This window comes from Isoptericola sp. NPDC055881 (assembly GCF_053615895.1).
This window is the reverse complement of record NZ_JBSHCR010000010.1, coordinates 20,253-41,154: the sequence shown is the minus strand read 5'-3', so window position 1 is coordinate 41,154 and position 20,902 is coordinate 20,253. Positions and strand designations below refer to the sequence as shown.

19 protein-coding genes are annotated in these 20,902 nt (G+C 73.1%); 16 read left to right on the top strand and 3 right to left on the bottom strand.

The window, feature by feature from the left end:
• The first annotated feature begins 307 nt into the window (after window positions 1-307).
• Together ACWGKI_RS05115 and ACWGKI_RS05110 are read left to right on the top strand one after the other, a co-directional pair.
• Complete coding sequence (locus tag ACWGKI_RS05115; protein ID WP_452185192.1) at window positions 308-748, top strand: hypothetical protein; 441 nt, start codon at window positions 308-310, stop codon at window positions 746-748.
• Window positions 745-1,113 (top strand): hypothetical protein, encoded by a 369-nt coding sequence (locus ACWGKI_RS05110; protein ID WP_452185190.1) that lies wholly within the window; start codon window positions 745-747, stop codon window positions 1,111-1,113. The genes ACWGKI_RS05115 and ACWGKI_RS05110 overlap by 4 nt, the downstream gene beginning before the upstream one ends.
• Here the strand turns inward: ACWGKI_RS05110 and ACWGKI_RS05105 are convergent.
• Complete coding sequence (locus ACWGKI_RS05105; protein ID WP_452185188.1) at window positions 1,110-1,718, bottom strand: DUF402 domain-containing protein; 609 nt, start codon at window positions 1,716-1,718, stop codon at window positions 1,110-1,112. The genes ACWGKI_RS05110 and ACWGKI_RS05105 overlap by 4 nt on opposite strands.
• A 62-nt stretch (window positions 1,719-1,780) precedes the next feature.
• Between ACWGKI_RS05105 and ACWGKI_RS05100 the strand changes: the two genes are divergently transcribed.
• From ACWGKI_RS05100 to ACWGKI_RS05090, 3 genes are read left to right on the top strand one after another with little or no spacing between them, the layout of a single operon-like run.
• Window positions 1,781-2,557 carry an SDR family NAD(P)-dependent oxidoreductase gene (locus tag ACWGKI_RS05100; protein WP_452185186.1) on the top strand — a complete coding sequence of 259 codons (777 nt, stop codon included), beginning with the start codon at window positions 1,781-1,783 and terminating at the stop codon, window positions 2,555-2,557.
• A gap of 54 nt (window positions 2,558-2,611) precedes the next feature.
• Window positions 2,612-2,896 carry a glutaredoxin family protein gene (locus ACWGKI_RS05095; RefSeq protein WP_380241883.1) on the top strand — a complete coding sequence of 95 codons (285 nt, stop codon included), beginning with the start codon at window positions 2,612-2,614 and terminating at the stop codon, window positions 2,894-2,896.
• Window positions 2,893-3,114, top strand: coding sequence for an SCO4848 family membrane protein (locus tag ACWGKI_RS05090; protein ID WP_452185184.1), 222 nt, complete (start codon window positions 2,893-2,895; stop codon window positions 3,112-3,114). The genes ACWGKI_RS05095 and ACWGKI_RS05090 overlap by 4 nt, the downstream gene beginning before the upstream one ends.
• A 12-nt stretch (window positions 3,115-3,126) precedes the next feature.
• Here ACWGKI_RS05090 and ACWGKI_RS05085 read toward each other — a convergent pair whose 3' ends face one another.
• Window positions 3,127-3,516, bottom strand: coding sequence for a nuclear transport factor 2 family protein (locus ACWGKI_RS05085; protein WP_380241887.1), 390 nt, complete (start codon window positions 3,514-3,516; stop codon window positions 3,127-3,129).
• A 79-nt stretch (window positions 3,517-3,595) separates the two neighbouring features.
• On the opposite strand from ACWGKI_RS05085, the gene ku reads away from it, so the two are divergent.
• Window positions 3,596-4,576 carry a non-homologous end joining protein Ku gene (gene ku, locus ACWGKI_RS05080; RefSeq protein ID WP_452185183.1) on the top strand — a complete coding sequence of 327 codons (981 nt, stop codon included), beginning with the start codon at window positions 3,596-3,598 and terminating at the stop codon, window positions 4,574-4,576.
• Between the two features lie 6 nt (window positions 4,577-4,582).
• Here ku and ACWGKI_RS05075 read toward each other — a convergent pair whose 3' ends face one another.
• Complete coding sequence (locus ACWGKI_RS05075) at window positions 4,583-5,134, bottom strand: TetR/AcrR family transcriptional regulator (RefSeq protein ID WP_380241891.1); 552 nt, start codon at window positions 5,132-5,134, stop codon at window positions 4,583-4,585.
• 102 nt (window positions 5,135-5,236) lie between these two features.
• On the opposite strand from ACWGKI_RS05075, the gene ACWGKI_RS05070 reads away from it, so the two are divergent.
• From ACWGKI_RS05070 to ACWGKI_RS05025, 10 genes are all read left to right on the top strand, one after another.
• Entirely contained in the window at window positions 5,237-6,805 is a 1,569-nt protein-coding gene (locus ACWGKI_RS05070) for an MFS transporter (protein WP_452185182.1), read from the top strand.
• A 70-nt stretch (window positions 6,806-6,875) separates the two neighbouring features.
• Entirely contained in the window at window positions 6,876-8,585 is a 1,710-nt protein-coding gene (locus ACWGKI_RS05065; protein WP_452185180.1) for a metallophosphoesterase family protein, read from the top strand.
• 161 nt (window positions 8,586-8,746) lie between these two features.
• Window positions 8,747-9,469 (top strand): metal-dependent transcriptional regulator, encoded by a 723-nt coding sequence (locus tag ACWGKI_RS05060; RefSeq protein WP_380241897.1) that lies wholly within the window; start codon window positions 8,747-8,749, stop codon window positions 9,467-9,469.
• A gap of 108 nt (window positions 9,470-9,577) precedes the next feature.
• Window positions 9,578-10,783: an MFS transporter gene (locus ACWGKI_RS05055; RefSeq protein ID WP_452185179.1), complete on the top strand. Its 1,206-nt coding sequence runs from the start codon at window positions 9,578-9,580 to the stop codon at window positions 10,781-10,783.
• Between the two features lie 31 nt (window positions 10,784-10,814).
• Window positions 10,815-11,429, top strand: a complete 615-nt coding sequence (locus tag ACWGKI_RS05050) for an N-acetyltransferase family protein (RefSeq protein WP_452185178.1) — start codon at window positions 10,815-10,817, stop codon at window positions 11,427-11,429.
• Complete coding sequence (locus ACWGKI_RS05045; RefSeq protein WP_452185176.1) at window positions 11,410-12,075, top strand: vitamin K epoxide reductase family protein; 666 nt, start codon at window positions 11,410-11,412, stop codon at window positions 12,073-12,075. The genes ACWGKI_RS05050 and ACWGKI_RS05045 overlap by 20 nt, the downstream gene beginning before the upstream one ends.
• A gap of 43 nt (window positions 12,076-12,118) precedes the next feature.
• On the top strand, window positions 12,119-15,055 hold the full coding sequence (leuS, locus tag ACWGKI_RS05040; RefSeq protein ID WP_452185174.1) for a leucine--tRNA ligase: 2,937 nt from the start codon (window positions 12,119-12,121) through the stop codon (window positions 15,053-15,055).
• Window positions 15,056-15,057: 2 nt separating this feature from the next.
• Window positions 15,058-16,650 (top strand): DUF3375 family protein, encoded by a 1,593-nt coding sequence (locus tag ACWGKI_RS05035; protein ID WP_452185172.1) that lies wholly within the window; start codon window positions 15,058-15,060, stop codon window positions 16,648-16,650.
• Window positions 16,647-17,444: a DUF4194 domain-containing protein gene (locus ACWGKI_RS05030; RefSeq protein ID WP_452185170.1), complete on the top strand. Its 798-nt coding sequence runs from the start codon at window positions 16,647-16,649 to the stop codon at window positions 17,442-17,444. The genes ACWGKI_RS05035 and ACWGKI_RS05030 overlap by 4 nt, the downstream gene beginning before the upstream one ends.
• Window positions 17,441-20,842: an ATP-binding protein gene (locus tag ACWGKI_RS05025; protein WP_452185168.1), complete on the top strand. Its 3,402-nt coding sequence runs from the start codon at window positions 17,441-17,443 to the stop codon at window positions 20,840-20,842. The genes ACWGKI_RS05030 and ACWGKI_RS05025 overlap by 4 nt, the downstream gene beginning before the upstream one ends.
• Window positions 20,843-20,902: the final 60 nt, after the last annotated feature.

Sequence of the window (20,902 nt, the reverse complement as noted above, 5' to 3'; positions counted from 1 at the left end):
CTGGCACGAGGGACGCACGTCGCGACGATGCTGTGAAGACCCGCACATGAGGGCGATCGTGCGCTCCTGGCACAGTCGATGCAGATTCTGCAATCAGGCCAGTTTCGTCGCGCGTGCCGGATACTCTCGGTCCACACGTTCGTTGCCGGGCGAATCGAGCACGGCGACCTTCAGCGATCGGAGTGCACCCGTGGGAATGAATCCCAGGTTTCTTACCGCTGGCTTGGCCGCCATAATTCTCCTCGGCAGCGGTGGTCCGGCAGCCGTCGCTGCGCCAACTCCTGCGGTAGCGGTTTCCGCTCGGTCTGTGAGCTCGGCGAACACGTACTTCCCAGCTATTCCAACCAGTGTCAAATCGGTCGTCAACAAGAGGCGCATCTCGAAGTACTACACCGACCGGTCCCGGCAGATCGGACGGTGCACGATCAGGACTTCTGGCGCGACCTGCTCCATCAGCAAGGGCAAGACTGCAACGCGAACTATCCAGACCACCTACGGCCTCTCGCGCTACTCGGTGGCGTCCAGCCTGGGTATCTCGTCGGCCAAGTCGGTGACTACACAGGCGGCGTGCACCTCGCCCAAGATGAAGAAGGGCAAGTCCTGGGTGGGGTGGGCTCAGGGGAGCCGTTACCGCTACAAGATCCAGTCCAAGTCCCGTGTGGCTGGCTTCACGATCTTCGGTAATAAAAGTGGCTGGCTCTATGCATTCAACCCGAACCCGGCCTACATCACATGCGGGCTCGGATGACGTCTCGCCATGCGCGGTTCGGGCTCATTGCTTGCGCGGCCTTCCTGCTGTGCGCGTGCGGCGGCCAAGCCGCCCTTGCGCCGGAGGCGGCGCGCGGGCAGACGCTTGATGTACTCAACCAGCACACACCCGCTAGCGCCCAGGTAGTCGTGCAAGACGTCTCGACCATCGTCGATCTTGAACCCTCCTACCCCGTGGGCGCCCCTGAGTCCTGGATCATCCTTGCCGCGTGTGCCGACAGCGCGACGATCGACGACGCGAGTTATGTCGAGGTGTCCGTCATCCCTGCTGAAAGTACGACGCGCGAATTGCGAGGGAGGATCCAAGAGAACGACTTCCGGCCCACCGTGGGCGACTGCTCTTAGCGCGTGGGCAGGCGGCTGACACGCCCGTGTGGTGACGTCCCACCGCCGGACTCCGGCGGGGGCTCGCGCCGGGACATGCTCCCCGCGACGTCGCCCGCGCACACGCGGTCGAGCCAGGCGCGGTAGCGCGAGCCGAAGGGCTCGACGCCGTCGCGCAGCGCGGTCGTCAGCCAGGCGGCGGACGCCACCGCCTCCCGCACGATGTCCGGCGGGTAGGCGTACCGCACCTGGTGGTCGGCGAACTCGTCCTCGTCGTCGACGAACACCGACATGTCCTCCCGGATCCGGCAGACGTCGAGGTCCAGGTCGACCATCGTCACCTCGCCGCGCGACCACGTCGCCCGGGTGGCGACGTCGCAGTACGCGTCCAGCCGCGCCGGCGCCGCCTGGAACTCGGCCGTCCACCACGCGTCGTGGGGGAGGAGCAGGACCCGGTCGTCCTCGACCGTGAAAACCCGCTCCTGCTCGCCCCTGGTGTAGACCGTCCCGGCCGGACCGCCCAACCACACGCCGTACTCGTCCTCGCCGAGGCGTGTCATGCGGTGGTGCCAGTGCAGGCTGCCGTCGAACTTGCGCCACACGACCTCGACATCGTCATCGCTCATTGCTCGAGGCTATCGGCAAGCGCCGGGGCGGCCACCCTGCCCGAGGTGACAGAGTGTCCCGCGTGACGGAAACGTACCTCTCCTCCCTGTTCTCCCTCGACGGCCGCGTCGCTCTGGTCACCGGCGGCAGCTCCGGCATCGGCCGCGCGATCGCCGGAGCCCTGGCCCGTGCGGGAGCGCGTGTGGTCGTCGTGGCGCGGCGGGAGACAGAGCTCGACGACACGGTCGCCGAGCTGCGCGCGGACGGCTGCACCGCCGACCGTGTCAGCGCCGACCTCGGCACGCGCGCGGGCGTGCGCGAGGCGGCCGAGGCGGCCGCCACCGTCTTCGGAGAGCCCGACGTGGTGGTCAGCTCCGCGGGCATCAACCTGCGCCCCCCGCTGGGCGAGACGGACGACGCCACCTGGGACGCGACCATCGCGCTCAACCTCGAGGCGCCCTACCTGCTGGGGCAGCGCTTCGGGCCCGGCATGGCCGAGCGAGGGTTCGGCCGCCTCATCCACGTGTCGTCGCAGCAGGCGCACCGGGCGTTCGTGCAGTCGGGCGTCTACGGGGTGTCCAAGGGCGGCCTGGAGTCCCTGGCCCGCTCGCAGGCGGAGGCCTGGTCGGGCCGCGGCGTGACGGCGAACACCCTGGTGCCGGGCTTCGTGCTGACGCCGCTGAACGCGCGGCTGCAGTCCGACCCCGCCCGGGTCGAGGCGCTCGCGGCGCGCACCATGGTCGGTCGCAACGGCCTGGCCGAGGACTTCGCCGGGGCGGCGGTCTTCCTCGCCAGCGGCGCGTCGGCCTACGTCACCGGGCAGGCGCTGCACGTCGACGGCGGGTTCTCGGTGCACTGAGTCGCGCGCGCCGAGGTTCGGGACCAGTCACCCCTGGGGGGTATGGTGCTGCGCATGACCGACGACACCTCGACGACCGACCAGCTCCGGCGCCCGCAGACCCTCACGATGTACGGGGCGCAGTGGTGCGGCGACTGCCGCCGCGCCAAGCGCGTGCTCGACTCCCGTGGCGTGGAGTACGTGAACGTGGACCTCGTGGCCGACCCGCTGCGGGCGGACGACGCCGAGGCGATCAGCGGCCGCAAGAACATCCCTGTCGTCGTCTTCCCCGACGGCGAGTTCTTCGTCGAGCCGACCGACGCGGAGCTCACCGCGAAGCTGGAGGCGGTCGGCCTGTGAGCCTGCCCGTCGGCTGGGCGCTCGTCCTGATCGTCGCCGCCGTGTGGAACCTCCTGGTGTGGCCCCCGTTCTGGCGGCGGGTCGCCAAGGACCCGCGCGCCCGGGACGACGCGGGGCGCCCGACCCGCTTCTTCACCGTGCACGCCGTGCTGGTGGGCGTCTCGATGCTCCTCGCCGTCCTGGTCGGGGTGGTCGGGGTGCTCGGCCTCGTCGGCTGACGGCGCGGCCGGTCAGCCGACGTCGTCGCGCTCGACCAGGTGCTCGCGCCCCGCGGGAGGCTCGAAGGGCTCGGGCCAGACGTCGGTGACGTGCCGGACGAGGCCGTCGTCGGAGACGTCGAGCCAGACGTTCGCGAACATGCGCTCCTCGCCCACGCGGGCGTCGAGCCAGACGGCGGCGCGCGCCCCGTCCGCGACGAGGTGCCGGATCGTCAGGTGCCAGTCGCCCGGGTACTCCTGGTTGAAGCGGAGATAGCGGTCACGGCCGCGGATCCGTTCGCGGCTCTGCGGCATCTCGTACACGACGTCGGGGTCGAGGAGCGCACCGAAGGCGGTCCAGTCGCGTCGCTCCAGCGTCTCGACGTAGGCGTGCGCGACGTCGCGCGTGGTGGCCGTGTCCATGCCGCGACGGTAGACGCCGCCGCCGACACCTGTGCCCGGGGCGGTGGCGTGACCTGCCACCTCGCGTGACGATGGTCGCATGAGGTCCATCTGGAAGGGTGCCGTGACCTTCGGTCTCGTCAACGTCCCGGTCAAGCTGTACAGCGCGACCGAGGACCACGACGTGCCGCTGCACCAGGTGCACGACGCGGACGGCGGGCGCATCCGCTACCGCCGGGTGTGCGAGCTGGACGGCGAGGAGGTGCAGTACCAGCACATCGACCGCGCCTACGACGACGGCGAGCGCACGGTCGTGCTCACCAAGGACGACCTCGCGGCGCTGCCGGCGGAGACGAACCGCGAGATCGAGGTCGTGGAGTTCGTGCCCAGCGACCAGATCGACCCGATCATGCTCGATCGCACCTACTACCTGGAGCCGGACTCCAAGAGCCCCAAGGCCTACGTGCTGCTGCGTCGCACGCTGGAGGAGACGGACCGGACGGCGATCGTGAAGTTCGCGCTGCGCCAGCGCACCCGGCTGGCAGCGCTGCGGGTGCGCGACGAGGTGCTCGTCATCCAGACCCTGCTGTGGGCCGACGAGGTGCGCGAGGCGGCGTTCCCGTCCCTCGACGGGTCGGTGACCGTCTCCGACAAGGAGCTGGCCATGTCCGGCCAACTGGTCGCCAGCTACGAGGCGGACTTCGCGCCCGAGGACTACGAGGACGAGTACCAGACCCAGCTGCGCACGCTGATCGACGCGAAGATCGAGCAGGGCGAGGCGCTGGACACCTCGGAGACGTTCGGCGAGCAGCCGGAGAAGGAGGACGCCGACGTCATCGACCTCATGGAGGCCCTGCGCCGGAGCGTGTCGGGGTCCAAGGGCGGCGGGAAGGGAGCGTCGAAGGAGGACGCGCCGGACTCCGCGAAGAAGACTCCCGTGAAGGGGTCGACGGCGAAGGAGCCCGCGACGAAGAAGGCGTCCGCGAAGAAGCCGGCGGCGAAAAAGGCGCCCGCGAAGAAGCCGGCGGCGAAGAAGGCCCCAGCAAAGAAGGTGGCCACCCCGGAGCGCAAGACCGGCTGAGCGGCCTCAGGCCCGGGCTGCCCCCGGACGTCGCGCGGCGACGTCGCGCACGAGCGCCAGCAGCTCGTCGATCTCGTGGTCGTCGGGGCCGCTCGCCCCGACCGAGGCGAGCGCGTACAGGCCCTCGCCCATGAGCGACACGGCGCGGGCGAGCACCGGGTCGCCGAGCTCGTCCTGCACGGCGGCGGTCCAGGCGGCCTGCGCGTCGTCGAGGACGGCGCGGGCGCGGGGAGAGGCGCCCTGCGCCACGCGGGACGCCGCCAGGTAGACGATCTCGAACTCGCCGCCGATCACCGTGGACGTGCGCAGCAGGTAGTCGGACGCCCCCTCGGGCGCGCTGCGCATCGCCTCGACGTCCGCGGCGGTGAGGACCCCCAGGTGGTCGAGGAGGCCGTCGACGAGGGCGTCCTTGGAGGGGAAGTGGTACAGCAGGCCACCCTTGGAGACCCCGGCCCGCTCCGCGACCGCCTCGAGAGTGGCGGAGCGTTCCCCGGACTCGACGAGGAGCTCGGCGAACGCACGCAGGACCTTGGCACGGGCGGCGGGGGGTGGGGGCATGTGGACAGCCTAATGTCGGACTGTTACTGTACCGGCTGGACGGTACGGAAGTTCGGCATCACCATGTCGCCCCGGCCGTCCGCAGCGTGTGAAAGGCACCTCATGGCGACATCCCAGGTGACGACGCACCGCGCCCCTTCCGCCGCGCGACGCCCCGCCGTCCCCACGCGCCCCGGCAGCATCCGCTCCGCCGGGCGACGCTGGGCGGCCCTCGCCGTGCTGATGCTGCCGGTGCTGCTCGTCTCGATCGACAACACGGTCCTCAGCTTCGCCCTGCCGCAGATCTCGGAGGCCCTGGCCCCCGGCGGCACCCAGCTGCTGTGGATCGTCGACGTGTACCCCCTCGTCCTCGCCGGCCTCCTCGTGCCGATGGGGTCGGTCGCCGACCGCGTCGGGCGCCGTCGGCTGCTCCTGGTCGGGGCGGTCGGCTTCGCCGCCGTGTCCGCGGTCGCGGCGTTCGCACCGACGGCGGGCGCCCTGATCGCCGCGCGCGCAGGCCTCGGCTTCTTCGGCGCGATGCTCATGCCGTCCACGCTGTCCCTGCTGCGCAACGTGTTCACCGACCGCGACGAGCGCCGCCTCGCCATCGCCATCTGGGCCGCCGGCTTCGCCGCGGGCTCCGCCGTCGGGCCGATCGTCGGCGGCCTGCTGCTCGAGCACTTCTGGTGGGGCTCCGTGTTCCTCCTCGCCGTGCCCGTGCTGGCGCTGCTGCTCGTCCTCGCGCCGATCTTCGTGCCCGAGTCGCGCGACCCTGCACCGGGCCGGCTCGACCCCATGTCGATCGTGCTCGTCATGGCCGCGATGACGCCGGTCGTGTTCGGCATCAAGACGCTCGCGAAGGGCGGTCTGCCGTCGTTGGGCCTCGCCGCGATCGCTGTCGGCCTGCTCATGGCCGTGCTGTTCGTCCGCCGCCAGCTGCGCCGCCCGGACCCGATGCTGGACGTGCGGCTGTTCGCCGTCCCCGCGTTCACGGGCAGCGTCCTGGTCAACCTGCTGTCGGTGTTCTCGCTGGTCGGCTTCCTGTTCTTCGTGTCGCAGGACCTCCAGCTCGTCATCGGGCTCTCGCCGGTGCAGGCGGGGATGGTGCTGCTGCCGGGCACGGTCGCGATGGTCGTGTCCGGGCTGGCCGTGGTGAAGGTGGTGCGCCGGGTGCGGCCGTCGCACGTGGTGGCCGCGGGGCTCGCGATGTCGGCCGTCGGCTACCTGGTCACCGCTCTCGTGGCGGGGCGCGGCGAGTCCGGCTGGCTCGGGCTCGCGTTCGTGGTGCTCGCGATCGGCGTCGGCTCGGCCGAGACGGTCTCGAACGACCTCATCGTCTCGACGGTGCCGGCGGCGAAGGCCGGTGCGGCCTCCGCGATCTCCGAGACGGCGTACGAGGTCGGTGCCGTCCTCGGCACCGCCGTCCTCGGGGGGATCCTCACCGGGTCGTACCACGCGAACGTCGTGGTCCCGTCCGGGCTCTCGGCGGCGGACACCGCCGCGGCGGGCGAGACCCTCGGGGGTGCGACCAGCGTCGCGTCCGGCCTGCCCGGCGGGCAGGCGCAGGCGCTGCTCGACTCCGCGCACGCGGCGTTCGGCAGCGGCGTCGTCGTGACGTCGGCGATCGGTTTCGTCGCCGTGCTCGTCGCGGCCGGGATCGCCCTCACCACGCTGCGCGACGCGCGGTCCTGACCCAGGCGCGACGGCGCCGCCCCGCGAGCAGGGTGGCGTCGTCGGCCGTGTTCCGCGAAGGTGGGACGCGATGACCGACCAGCACGACGAGACGCCCGGCCCCGCCACCCCTCCCGCCCACGCAGCCCGCCCACGACGCACGCCGCCCCGGTGGGTGAGATGGACCCTCGTCTCGGTGGCGGCGGCTCTGGCCTGCCTCGTCTTCGGCGTCACGACGGCGCAGGTGAACCTGAGCCTCGGCCCGCACGAGGCGGTCTATGCCGTCGACACCGACGGCCTGGTCGTGGCCGACCTCGGGCCGCTGGGCACGCTGGAGATCGACTCGCCGCTGCCGCTGGGCCTCGGCCTCGACGTCGTCGTCAAGGAGATCCCCGCCGACCTGTCCGCCGTCAGCCAGGCGGGCACGCTCGACAAGCTCGCGGGCGACCTCCAGAACTACCTGCAGTTCTTCTCCAGCCCGCAGGAGACGGCGAGCACCGTCGCGCGGGCGCTCCTGTGGGACGCAGGCCGGCGTGCGGTGGCCGCCATGCTCGTCGTCGCGGCCGTCGGCGCCGGGGTGCGGCTGCTGCTGGGTGCGGCGCGGCGCCGGGAGCTGTCCGACCGGCTGGCGCCCCGCACGTGGGAGATCACCGCGGGCGTGGCCGTCGGGAGCCTCGTCGTGGTGACGGTGGCGTCCGGGGGAGTGGCGCAGCCGGAGCCGCGGGGGCGGACGGCGTCGCCGGTGTTCGCCGGGACCGCGCTCGAGGGCGCCACGATCACGGGTCGGCTGGCCGGGGTCGTGGACACCTACGGGGGGCAGCTGGTGGACCTGTACCACCAGAACGAGGAGTTCTACGCGGCCGCGAACGACGACCTCGTCGCCGCGTGGGACGCCTGGGACGCCACGCACGTCGATGCCGCGGACGCGATCCAAGCACCCTCGCTGACCTCGGGCTCGTCCGGCACGCCGGACGCTTCCGGCACGTCCAGCCCGCCGTTCTCGGCATCGCCGTCGCCGTCGCCCGCCGACGAGGACCTCGTGACCCTGCTCGTCGTCTCCGACCTGCACTGCAACACGGGTATGACGCCCCTGATCCGCACCACGGCGGAGCGCGCAGGCGCCGACGTCGTCCTCAACGCCGGCGACACCACCATGAACGGCACCTCGGTGGAGAAGGTCTGCGTGGACTCGTTCGCGTCGGCGCCGCCGCGCGGTGTGCCGATGGTCGTGGCGGACGGCAACCACGACTCGCAGGTCACGTCCGCGCAGGAGGCGGCCCGGGGGCAGACGGTGCTCGACGGCAAGGTCGTCGAGGTGAAGGGGGTGCGCATCCTGGGCGACCGCGACGCGCTGGAGACCCGCGTCGGCGGCGGCACCGCGGTGGCCCGCGAGCGCACGCCGGACGAGGAGGCGGCGGACCTCGCCGCCACCGCCTGTGACGACAAGGACGGGGTGGACCTGCTGCTCATCCACACGCCGCCCGTGGGTCTCGACGCCCTCGACACCGGGTGCGTGCCGTTCCAGGTCTCCGGACACACCCACAAGAGGTCGGGGCCGGAGCAGGTGGGGCAGGGCATCCGGTACGTCAGCGGCTCCACGGCCGGTGCGGCGCCGAACCAGCCCACGGTCGGGCCGCTGCACGGCACCGCCCAGATGACGCTGCTGCGCTTCGACCCCGAGGCGCGACGGATGGTCGACGTGCAGGTGGTGAGCGTCACCCCCGGCGGCGACGCGACCGTGGGCGAGCGGGAGCCCGTCCCCGAGATCGTGCCGCCGTCCGACGACGCGATGCCCTCGTGACCCCGCTGGACCCGGTCCGGCGGTGCGGCCGCCAGCCCGATCACCGCGGCAGTTCCTGTTCAGCGCGGCAGTTCAAGGTGCCGATCTGAACGCGAACTGCCGCGCAGACCGTCACGGGGCTCACGGGCACGGTCCAGAACGTCCCGGATAGGCTCGGGAGCGTGTCCGAACCCGCGCTGCCCGCCCGTGCCGATGACCACACCGTGGACCCGAACGAGCTGACCCCTGTCGCCCAGGACTACCTCAAGGCGGTCTGGTCGGCCCAGGAGTGGTCCGACGAGAAGGTCACCACCGGGCTGCTGGCGGACCGCCTCGGCGTGGGGCCGTCGACCGTCTCGGAGACGGTGCGCCGGCTCACGACGCAAGGGCTGCTGGGCCACGAGCCGTACGGCGGGGTCTGGCTCACCGAGCTGGGCCGCCGCTACGCGCTGGTGATGGTGCGGCGCCACCGCCTGCTGGAGACCTGGCTCGTGCGTGATCTCGGATACGGCTGGGACGAGGTGCACGACGAGGCGGAGGTGCTGGAGCACGCCGTCTCCGACACGCTCGTCGAGCGCATCTCCGCACGGCTCGGCCACCCGGAGCGGGACCCGCACGGCGACCCGATCCCGTTCGCCGACGGCCGCGTGGTGCGCCCCCAGGCGGTCCCGCTGGTCGACCTCGCGGCCGGGGCCACGGGCGTGGTCGCGCGCATCTCCGACGCCGACCCGGAGGCGTTGCGCTACCTGGCGGACCTCGGCATCGACCTCGACCTGCCGGTGCGGCTGACGTCGCGGCGCGAGTTCGCGGGCACGGTCGGCGTCGCGTGGGAGGCGGACGGGCAGCAGAGGTCGGTGGACCTGGGCCTGCTGGCGGCCTCGCGCATCTGGGTCGTGCCCGCGTAGGCTGACCCGGTTCCCCGACGATGTGCGCACGCTGTCCCCGTGCCGCATCGTCGAATCGTTTCGAGCCCGCGGCGGCGTGCTCGACCACACCGCCGAGAGCGAGCGCCCGTGACCCAGACGACCCTCCCGCAGGGGGCGACCTCGCGTGCCCCGCGGCCCGAGCACGTCGGGGCGGCGCTCTTCGCGCTCGCCGCCGGCGGGTTCACCATCGGCACCACGGAGTTCGCCACGATGGGGCTGCTGCCCCAGATCGGGGCGGACCTCGGCGTCAGCGACCCCGTGGTCGGCCACGCCATCACCGCGTACGCCGTCGGCGTCGTGGTGGGCGCGCCGCTGCTGACCGTCGCGGCCGCGCGCATGTCTCGCAAGCGGCTGCTGCTGTGCCTCATGGGCTTCTACACGGTCGCCAACGTCGCGTCGGCCGCCGCGCCCGGCATCGAGACCCTGGTGCTGGGGCGGTTCCTCGCCGGGCTGCCGCACGGCGCCTTCTTCGGCGTGGGCGCCGCGGTCGGCGCCGCGGTGGCCGGGCCGGGGCGCAGGGGGCACGCCGTCTCGATGATGATGACCGGGCTGACGGTCGCGAACGTCGTGGGCGTGCCGCTGTCCACCGCGGTCGGCCAGAGCCTCGGATGGCGTGCCGCCTTCGTCGTCATCGGCGCGCTGGGTGCCGTCACCCTGCTCGGCATCTGGCGCTTCGTCCCGGAGCGTGGAGCCGTCGACTCCAGCGTCCGGCAGGAGCTCGCCACGCTTCGCAACGGGCCGCTGTGGATCTCGTTCGCGGCGGGTGCCATCGGCTTCGGCGGGCTGTTCGCGGTGTACACCTACGTCGCGCCGACGGTCACGAAGGTCGCCGGCATGTCCGAGGCTGCCGTGCCGTGGGTCCTCGCCGTCTTCGGCGTCGGTATGACGGTCGGCACCCTGCTGGGTGGCCGCCTCGTGGACCGCAACGTGCTGCGGACCGTGGTCGGCGGGTTCGTCGCGACCGCCCTCTCGCTGGTCGTGTTCGCCGTCGCCGGCACCTCGCCCGTCCCCGCCGTGCTGGGACTGTTCCTGCTGGCCGTGACGTCGCAGGTCCTCGGGCTGGCCATGCAGACCCGGCTCATGGACCTCTCGCCGCGGGCCCAGTCCCTCGGTGCCGCGCTGTGCCACTCCGCGCTGAACATCGGCAACGCGAGCGGTGCGTTCTTCGGCGGCCTCGTCATCGCCGCGGGCTACGGCTATCTCGCCCCCGCGTGGGTCGGTCTCGCGCTCACCCTCGTCGGGCTGGCGATGGTGCTCGCGTTCGGCCGGCAACGGGTCGCGCACGCCGGCTGACCGCCCCACCCACCCGCCCCCGAGGAGACCGATGACGCCGCCCGTCCCAGATCTCGTCCAGCACACGTCGCCCGAGGGCGTTCCTCCCGCGCTGGTCGAGGCACTCACCGACTGCTGGGTGGAGGTCACCGACGCCGGCGGCGCGGCCGGCTTCCCGTTCGCCCCCGTCGACCCGGCGCGGGTGCGGCTCGCCGTGGAGGCAGTGGTGCGAGCGCTCGACGACCGCAGCGCGCGCCTCCTGTGCGCGGTCGTCCCCGGGCGCCTCGTCGGCTGGCTCGTGGTCCGGCGCGCGCTCGACCCGCTCGTCGCGCACTGGGGGACCGTGCACCACGTGCAGACCCGCCCCGACGTCCGCGGGCAGGGCGTCGGGGCCGCGCTGATGCGTGAGGCACGGCGCGTCGCGCGTGACGAGATGGGCCTGGAGCAGCTCCGGCTGTCGGCCCGCGGGGGGATGGGACTGGAGTCGTTCTACGAGCGCTGCGGCTGGGTCGAGGTCGGCCGGTGGCCGGGCGCGCTCCGCCTCGGCGAGGGAGACGACCGGGACGAGGTCCACATGCTGCTCCGGCTGCGCGAGGTCGTCGAGGCGCCGTCCACCGACCTCAGGATGGTGAGGTACGGTCGCGCCCGTGAGCCCGAGCGTGCGTGACGAGACCCACGACGACGACATCGACGGGGTGGCCGGCGCGGCCCCTGCCGTCGGCCTGCGCGGCCTGACCGCCCGAACCTACGGCGTGCTGCTGACCGTGCTGGGCTCGATCGGCTTCGGCGCCGCGTCGTGGCTCGCGATCGAGGAGTACCTCAAGCTGCTGGACCCGAACCGGGTCACGAGCTGCAGCTTCAACGTCTTCCTCGACTGCGGCGTCGCCATGATGTCGTGGCAGGGCACGCTGCTCGGCTTCCCCAACCCGTACCTCGGTGTCGCGGCGTTCCCCGTCGTGATCACCACGGGCGTGGTGCTGCTCGCCGGCGCGCGGCTGCCGCGCTGGTACCACCGGTCGCTGCTCGCGGTGACGGTGGTCGCGCAGCTGTTCATCTTCTTCCTGATGTGGACCAGCTTCTACGCCCTCGTGCGGCTGTGCCCCGCGTGCATGGTCGTGTGGACGATCGTGTGGCCGCTGCTGTGGTTCCAGGTGGTGCACGCGTTCCGGGAGGGTCACCTGCCCGCGGGCGAGGGCCTGCGGCGCGCCGTCGTGCGCAACCGCGGGCTGGTGCTGCTCATCGGCTACGTCGTCGCGGTGGGCTGGCTGCTGGTGGCCGTCGGCGGGCCGCTCGTCGACTCCTTCGGGGTGTGAAAAACCGGCCGGGGCCAGCATCTCCGGCCGGTAGACTCAGCGGGTGAGCACGCCCGACACCGCACCCGCCCGATCCGAGGCTCCGACCGAGCCCGTCCACCGCTACACGCCCGCCCTCGCCCAGCAGATCGAGGAGCGCTGGCAGGACCTGTGGGAGGAGCGCGGCACCTTCTGGGCGGCCAACCCGGGCGGCGCGCTCACGGACGGCGACGGCGAGCACGGCTCGGGCAAGCCGTTCTTCATCATGGACATGTTCCCGTACCCCTCGGGGGCGGGGCTGCACGTGGGGCACCCGCTGGGATTCATCGCGACGGACGTCGTCGGGCGCTACCGGATGATGAACGGCGACAACGTGCTGCACGCCATGGCCTTCGACGCGTTCGGCCTGCCGGCGGAGCAGTACGCCGTCCAGACGGGCGAGCACCCGCGGCTGGTGACCGAGCGGAACATCAAGGTGTACCAGCGGCAGCTGCGGCGCATGGGCCTCGCGCACGACCCGCGCCGGAGCTTCGCGACCATCGACAGCGACTACGTCCGCTGGACGCAGTGGATCTTCCTGCAGATCTTCGACTCCTGGTACGACACCGAGGCGGACGGCGGCAAGGGCCGCGCCCGCCGCATCGCCGAGCTGGAGGCGGAGTATGCCTCGGGCGCCCGCGCGCTGGCCGACGGCCGCGCCTGGTCCGACCTGAGCGACCTGGAGCGCCGCGACGTGCTGGATTCACAGCGCCTGGCGTACGTCGACGAGTCCGTCGTCAACTGGTGCCCGGGCCTGGGCACCGTGCTGGCCAACGAGGAGGTCACGGCCGACGGCCGCTCCGAGCGCGGCAACTTCCCCGTCTTCCAGCGCGAGCTGCGCCAGTGGAAGATGCGGATCACCGCCTACGCCGACCGCCTGACCGACGACCTGGCGCTGATCGACTGGCCCGAGAAGGTCAAGTCGATGCAGCGCAACTGGATCGGCCGCTCCACGGGCGCGAACGTCCGGTTCGACGTCGTCGGCACCGCCGACCACGACGCGGCCGGCGCGGGCGCGCAGGTCGAGGTCTTCACCACCCGCCCGGACACGCTGTTCGGCGCGACGTTCATGGTCGTGGCGCCCGAGCACCCGCTGCTGGACGAGGTGCCCGCGGCCTGGCCCGACGGCACGCGCAGCGTCTGGACCGGCGGGCACGACACCCCGGTCGAGGCCGTGGCCGCGTACCGCCGCGAGGCGGCGTCCAAGACCGCCGTCGAGCGACAGGCCGACGCGGGGAAGAAGACCGGCGTCTTCACCGGCCACCTGGCCGTGAACCCCGTCAACGGTGCCACCGTGCCGGTGTTCACCGCCGACTACGTGCTGATGGGCTACGGCACCGGCGCCATCATGGCGGTGCCGGGCGGCGACCAGCGCGACTTCGACTTCGCCGAGGCGTTCGAGCTGCCCGTGATCCGCACCGTGGAGCCCGCCGGCGGCCTGCCGGAGGACTTCGCCGGCGCGTACACGGGCGACGGCGTCACCGTGAACTCCGCCAACGACGAGATCAGCCTGGACGGGCTGGGCGTGGCGGAGGCCAAGGAGAAGGTCGTCGCGTGGCTGCAGGCCCGCGGTGCCGGCGAGGGCACCACCACGTACCGCCTGCGCGACTGGCTGTTCAGCCGCCAGCGCTACTGGGGCGAGCCGTTCCCCGTCCTGTGGGACGACCAGGACCGCCCGGTCGCGATCCCCGCCCACCTGCTGCCCGTCGACCTGCCCGAGGTGCCGGACTTCGCGCCGCGCACGTTCGACCCGCAGGACGCCGACTCCAACCCCGAGGCACCGCTGGGCCGCAACGACGAGTGGGTGCACGTCACCCTGGACCTGGGCGACGGGCCGAAGTCCTACCGCCGCGACACCAACACCATGCCCAACTGGGCCGGGTCGTGCTGGTACTACCTGCGCTACCTGGACCCGACGGACTCCACCGACGGGCCGTCGGAGGGCACCGCCGTCGTCGACCCCGAGCTGGAGTCGTACTGGATGGGCCCGCGCCACAACGCGACCTCCGGGCCGGCCGGCGGCGTCGACCTGTACGTGGGCGGCGTGGAGCACGCCGTGCTGCACCTGCTGTACGCGCGCTTCTGGCACAAGGTGCTGCTGGACCTGGGCTACGTCTCCTCGGTGGAGCCGTTCGGCAAGCTGTTCAACCAGGGCTACATCCAGGCGTACGCCTACACCGACTCCCGCGGCGTCTACGTGCCCGCCGGCGAGGTCGAGGGAGACGAGCAGACCGGCTTCACGTACCAGGGCGAGACCGTCAACCGTGAGTACGGGAAGATGGGCAAGTCCCTGAAGAACGTCGTCACGCCGGACGAGATGTACGAGCAGTACGGCGCCGACACCTTCCGCGTGTACGAGATGTCGATGGGCCCCCTGGACCTGTCGCGGCCGTGGGAGACGCGCGCCGTCGTCGGCTCGCAGCGCTTCCTGCAGCGGCTGTGGCGCAACGTCGTGGACGAGGAGACGGGCGCGCTGGTCGTCACCGACGACGAGCCGGACACCGCCACGCTGCGGGCGATGCACCGGGCGATCGCGGACGTCCGCGTCGAGATGGAGCACATGCGGCCCAACACGGCGATCGCGAAGCTCATCACGTACAACAACCACTTGACGTCCCTGGACCGGGTGCCCCGCTCGGCGGTCGAGCCGCTGGTGCTGATGGTCGCGCCCATCGCCCCGCACATCGCGGAAGAGCTGTGGCAGCGGCTCGGGCACGAGGGCTCCCTGGCTCGGCAGCCGTTCCCGACCGCGGACGAGCAGTACCTGGTCGAGGACACGGTGACCTGCGTCGTCCAGGTCAAGGGCAAGGTGCGTGGGCGCCTGGAGGTGCCGCCGACCATCTCGGACGCGGACCTGGAGGCGGCCGCCCTGGCGGAGCCGAACGTGGTCCGCGCGATCGACGGTGCCCCGGTGCGCAAGGTGATCGTGCGCGCACCGAAGCTCGTCAACATCGTCGTCTGAGCTTGTCGACGCCGTCGCCGCGCACCCGTCCCGCGGGCTCGCGCCTCGAGGGTGCCCTGGCGCGCAGCCAGGGCGCCTTCGGCACGCCCGCGCTCGCCCTCCTGCACCGCAAGGAGGGGCCCCTGGTCGTCGCCCTGCTCGCGCTGATCTTCACGCCCGGCCGTGCGACGGTACCCACCGAGCAGATGCACGTGGAGGTCGAGGACCTGCTCGCCGAGGCGCGGGTCGCCGGCCACGACGTGCCCGACGACGCCGCCCGGGCGCTGTGCTCCCGCTGGGTGGCGGGGCGCTGGCTCGTGCGCGCGCTCGACGACGACGGCGTCGAGCAGTACCAGGTGAGCTCGCACGCGGCCGAGGCGCTCGCCTTCGTCGACCGCACCCAGGGTGCGCGAGCCCTGGTGAGCGAGTCGCGCATCCGCACCCTCCTCGTCGCGCTGGACGGGCTCGCGCGGGACGCCCGCCCCGACCGCGAGTCGCAGCAGCGGGCGCTGCGCGAACAGGTGGCACGCGCGCGCGACGAGATCGCCGCGGCGGAGGCGGAGCTCGCGCGGCTCGAGGCCGGCGGCCCCGTCGTGCAGGCGCCCACGGAACGGCTGGTCGAGCAGTTCGACAACGTCGCCGCCCTGGTGCGCGAGCTCCCGGCCGACTTCGCCCGCGTGGCCGAGTCCATCGCGGAGCTGCAGCGCAGCATCGTCACCAGCCTGCGCCAGGACGAGCGGCCGACCGGAGAGGTGCTCGGCGCCTACCTGGAGGCGTCCGACTCGCTGATGCAGCGCACGCCCGAGGGACGGGCGTTCTCCGGCGCCATGGAGCTGCTCCGCGACCCGCAGCTGCTCGGCCAGGTCGACGAGCGGGTCCGGGCCGTGCTGGCGCACCCGTTCGCGGCCGACCTCCCACCGGACCGCCGCGAGGTCGTCCGTGCCCTGCACTCCCAGCTCCTCACCGCCGTCGACGGCGTCCTCGACGCCCAGGCGCGGGCGTCACGGACCATCACCCAGCAGCTCACCGTCCACAACCCGCTGCGCGACCGTGAGCTCGACGCCGCCCTGCGGGAGGCGACCGCCGCCATGGCGGAGTGGTTTCCGGAGTCGGGCCGTGCCGCACGCGTCGAACCCCTGCGCTGGCTCGAGCGAGCACGCCTCGGGCGGTTCCGCGCCCAGCTGCACGACCTGCGGCCCGACGCGCTCCCGGACCCGCTGACCGACCTCGACCTCGCCGACCACGACCCGGCCGAGGGTGCGCAGGCGCTCGGCGGACTGCTCGGCATGGGCGGCCCCCGCTACGACGAGACCACCGCGCACGCCGCACGGGTCCTGCGTGAGCGCGGCGACGCCACGGCCGACGAGGTGTTCGCCGCGGCGCCGCCCGAGCTGCGGCGCCCCGTCGAGCTGCTCGGGTACCTCGAGCTCGCCGTGCCCGGGGCGCTCGACGCGGCGCTCGCGGACGGGGACGTACCGGCCGACCGGCTGCGGCGGGTGACGACGGTGCGGGCCGACGGCAGCACCCGCGAGCTGGTCGTGCCGCAGGTGCCGATCGAGGTACCGACCGAGGTGCAGGACGACACGCTCGCCCGCCACGACGAGGAGGACGCATGACCGACACGACCACGGGGCCGGCCTCCGAGGCGACGGCCGGGACCGCGCACGGGGCGGCCTCGTTCGTCGAGGCGCCCGCGATCGCCGACGACAACCCCGCCCTGTTCGCGGGTGACACGGGCGTCCTGCCCTACGAGGCCCGCCGCGCCCTGGCGCTGGTGCTGCAGCGGCGCTACCTGTCCGCTGCCGCGCACCCTGCGGAGTGGAAGGCGCTGCTGGCGCACCAGAACGTGCTCGCCTCCCGCTGTCACGACCTGTTCGTGGAGCTCGTCGTGGACCGGGACTACGAGATCGCCTACAAGCGGCAGGTGCGGGAGCCGGGCCTGAGCATCCCCGTACTGCTGAAGGACGAGCCGTACAAGCGCGTCGAGACGCTGCTCATGCTGTTCGCGCGCAACCGGTTCCGGCAGGAGCAGGGCGCAGGGGAGCGGGCCGCGCACGTGGATGCCGAGGAGCTGGTGGACTACGCGCTCGGCTTCCTGGCCGCCGACGAGACCAACCTGGCGGCACGCCGCCGCGAGATCGACAACGCGGTCGCCACGCTCGTGCGCGAGCACGTGCTCGACGAGGTCGCCGAGGGCAGGTACCGGGTCCAGCCGGTGGTGGAGATCTTGCTGCCGGTGGACCGGTTGCGGGAGCTGACGTCGTGGCTTCGCGGTCCTGCCGCGGTCGCGCCGTCGGACGGACGCGCCGGGGCCACCGACGACGAGGCAGACGAGGTCGGCGAGGTCGACGAGACGGACGCGGTGGACGCGGTGGACGCGGTGGACGAGGACGAGGAGGCCCGCGCATGACGGTCACGAGCGACGCGGCGGAGCAGACCGCCGCCCCGCGCATGCAGCAGTCGCTGTTCGGGCTGATCCCGACGGCCTCGGACGGGCGGCAGTGGACGGCCCGGTCCATGCAGCTGGTGAGCTGGGGCGGGTACCACGGCTACCACGAGGTGCGGTTCGCGGGGACGACGACGCTGCTCACGGGAGCGTCCGGGTCCGGCAAGTCCACGCTGCTCGACGCGTACATCGCGCTGATGATGAGCCACACGACGCCGTTCAACGGCGCGTCCAACACGGCGACGAGCGGACGTGCCCGCGGCCAGGAGCAGCGCAACATCGTCTCGTACGCCCGCGGCAAGCTCGACGAGGAGCGCAGCGCCGGGGCGGCGCGAGCCAAGGACCGCGTGCTGCGGGGCGAGACGTCGGACACGTGGTCGGCCATCGCGATGACCTGGTCCTCGCAGGCGGGGGAGCGGTTCACCGCCCTGCGTGCGTGGTACGTGCCCCGCGGGGCGCAGCGAGCGGACGAGACGGTGGCCGTCCGCGCCGTCGTCGACGCCGACTTCAGCCTGCGGGCGCTGGAGCCCCTGGTGGCGCAGCGGTTCGCCAAGGCCGGGCTCACGGCGGCCGGGCTGACGACGTTCGACACCGACAAGGCGTTCGCCACCCGCCTGCACGCCGCGCTCGGCATCGGCGCCGCCGGCGACGGCGAGAAGGCGATGCAGCTGCTCGGACGCATCCAGGCCGGCCAGCAGATCACCACGGTCGACTCGCTCTACAAGGCGATGGTGCTCGAGGAGCCGGAGACGATCCGGGTGGCGGAGCGCGCCGTCGAGCACTTCGACGAGCTCAGCGAGGCGCGGGCCGAGATGACGACCGCGCAGCGTCAGGTCGAGGTGCTGCGCCCGATGCTCGAGCACCGGGCGGCGATCGACCAGGCTGCCGCCGCGGCGCGGCTGGTGGACGAGCTCGGTCTCGACGGCGGCCCGGACGGCGCCGTCACTCCGTTCACCGCCTGGCGCGACCGCACCCAGCTCGACCTGCTCCGAGCGGCCGAAACCGAGAACCGCGCGCAGCACAAGGCGGCGGCCGAGCGGGTCGCCGTCGCCGACGAGCGGCTCGGTGCGGCCGACGCCGAGCTGGAGCAGGTACGCGCCGACCAGCGGCGCAACGGTGGGGACGCCATCGAGGCGGCGGAGCGCGACGTGCGCACGGCAGAGCAGCGGCTCGCCGAGACGCGCCGTGCCCGCGCGGAGCTCGAGGGTCACCTGGCGCCGCTGGAGCGTGACATCGGCACCCGGCGCGAGCTGGACGCCCTGCACGCCGACGCCAGGCGCTACCTGGACGAGCGGGACACGCACACGGACGCGCTCTCCGAGGCCGTGGTCGAGGCGGCCGCGCGCGAGAAGGAGGCCGGCCGGGCGCTGGCCGAGCTCGAGCGCGAGGAGGCCTCGCTCAAGGCGCGGCGCGGCAACGTGCCGCGCGAGCTGCACGAGGCGCGCGAGGCCCTCGCCCGTGCCGCGGGGATGCGCGCCGACGACGTCCCGTTCGTCGGCGAGCTCCTGGAGGTCCGCGGCGAGTACGAGCCGTGGCGCGACGCCGTCGGCCTCGCCCTGGGCGGCTTCGCCGTGACGATGCTCGTCGACGACGCGCGCCTCGACGCCTTCCGCGCCGCGATCGACGCGGTCCGGTCCCCGGTGCGGGTGCGCTTCGAGGGCGTGCCGACCGGGCTGCCCCTGCACGAGGAGACCGACCGCGCGCTGCTGCCCGGCCGGCTCGAGGTCAAGGCCGGGCCGTTCGGCGGCTGGCTCGCGGGACGGCTGGCCGAACGGTTCGCCTACGTCTGCGTCGACGACCCGGCCGAGCTGGCGCGCCACGACCTGGCGCTCACCCGGACGGGCCAGACGTCCGAGGGGCGCCGCGGCGCGCACGGCGGCCAGGGCAGGGCGTCGGTGCTGGGCTTCAGCAACCACCGCCGGCTGGAGCAGCTCGCCGAGCAGATCGGCGCGGCGCACCAGGAGCTGCGGCAGGCGTCGGAGGCCCTGGCGGGCGCCCGGCTGCGGCAGAAGGGCGAGGCGGACCACTTCGTCGCGTACTCCCACGCGCTGCGCGCCTCCTGGGACGACGTCGACGTCCACGGCGCCGAGGGTCGGCTCGCGGAGCGTCGCGAGCGGCTCGAGGCGCTCGTCGCGGGCTCCGACGTGCTGCGTGAGCTCAAGGCGGACGAGGACGCCCTGCGGGCCCGCATCACCGAGCTCCACCGCGAGCGGGCGGCAGCGCAGCACCGCGTCACCGAGCTGGGCGCCGCGTGGGAGCAGATCAGCGATCTCGTGGACCAGGTCGCGGACTCCGTCGAGCGTGCCGACGCGGACGGCGTCGAGCCCACGCCCGAGCAGGAGCGGCGCCTCAGCGAGCTGATGACCCAGGTCGGCTGGTCCGGGGTGGCGGGCGCCCCCGGCGGCGGGCTCGCCGACCTCACCACCGCCGTGGCGGCCGTGGTGCGCGAGCTGCGCCACGAGCAGGAGGCAGCGGTCGAGGCGGAACGTGCTGCGCGTGCGGCCCTCCGGGCGCTGTTCGAGCGGTTCAACGACACGTGGCCCGACCCCAACCGGACCGCGGACCCGGACGCCGCGTACGCGGACTTCCTGCGGATCTTCGAGGAGCTCGAGTACCAGCAGCTGTACCGCCTGCGCGACCGGTGGTCGGCGCACCTGCGGCAGATGTCCGGGGACCAGCTCACCCGCCTCAACAACGGCATCGCGCAGGCGGTGGCGGAGATCCGGGACCGCATGGAGCCGGTCAACGCGATCCTCGCGACGCTGCCGTTCCGCGACGACGGCCACCGGCTGCGCATCACGGCCACGCCCGTCGAGGGCAACGACGTGGCGTCGTTCCGCCGGCTGCTGCGCGAGTTGGCCACCGCGCCGGCCGGTGACGTCCCGCTCGCCGACCACGAGCGCCGCTACGCGCGGATGACGCGTCTCGTCGACCGCATCCGGCCCGACAGCCCGGAGCGGCGCCGGCTGGTGGACGTGCGCGACCACGTGCGCATCAGCGCCGAGTGCGTGGACCTCCAGGGCAACCACGTGAGCGTGTACGACCACATCGCCGGCAAGTCGGGCGGCGAGTCGCAGGAGCTCGTGGCGTTCATCGTCGGAGCCGCGCTGCGCTACCAGCTCGGCGACGCGGGTGCCGAGCGGCCCCGCTACGCGCCCGTCTTCCTCGACGAGGCGTTCATCAAGGCCGACGCCCGGTTCGCGGGGCGCGCCGTCGGCGCGTGGCGCGGCCTCGGCTTCCAGCTGGTGGTGGGCGCCCCGCTGGACAAGGTGAGCGCGCTGGAACCGCACGCCGACGTCGTCCTGCAGGCCATCAAGGACGCCACAGGGCGCTCGCGGCTGGTGACGCTCGTCGGGGCGTGAGGTGCCGCGACACCGGTCGGCGCGACAGGGATCCGCGGCCCCGCACCGAGCGGCAGGTCG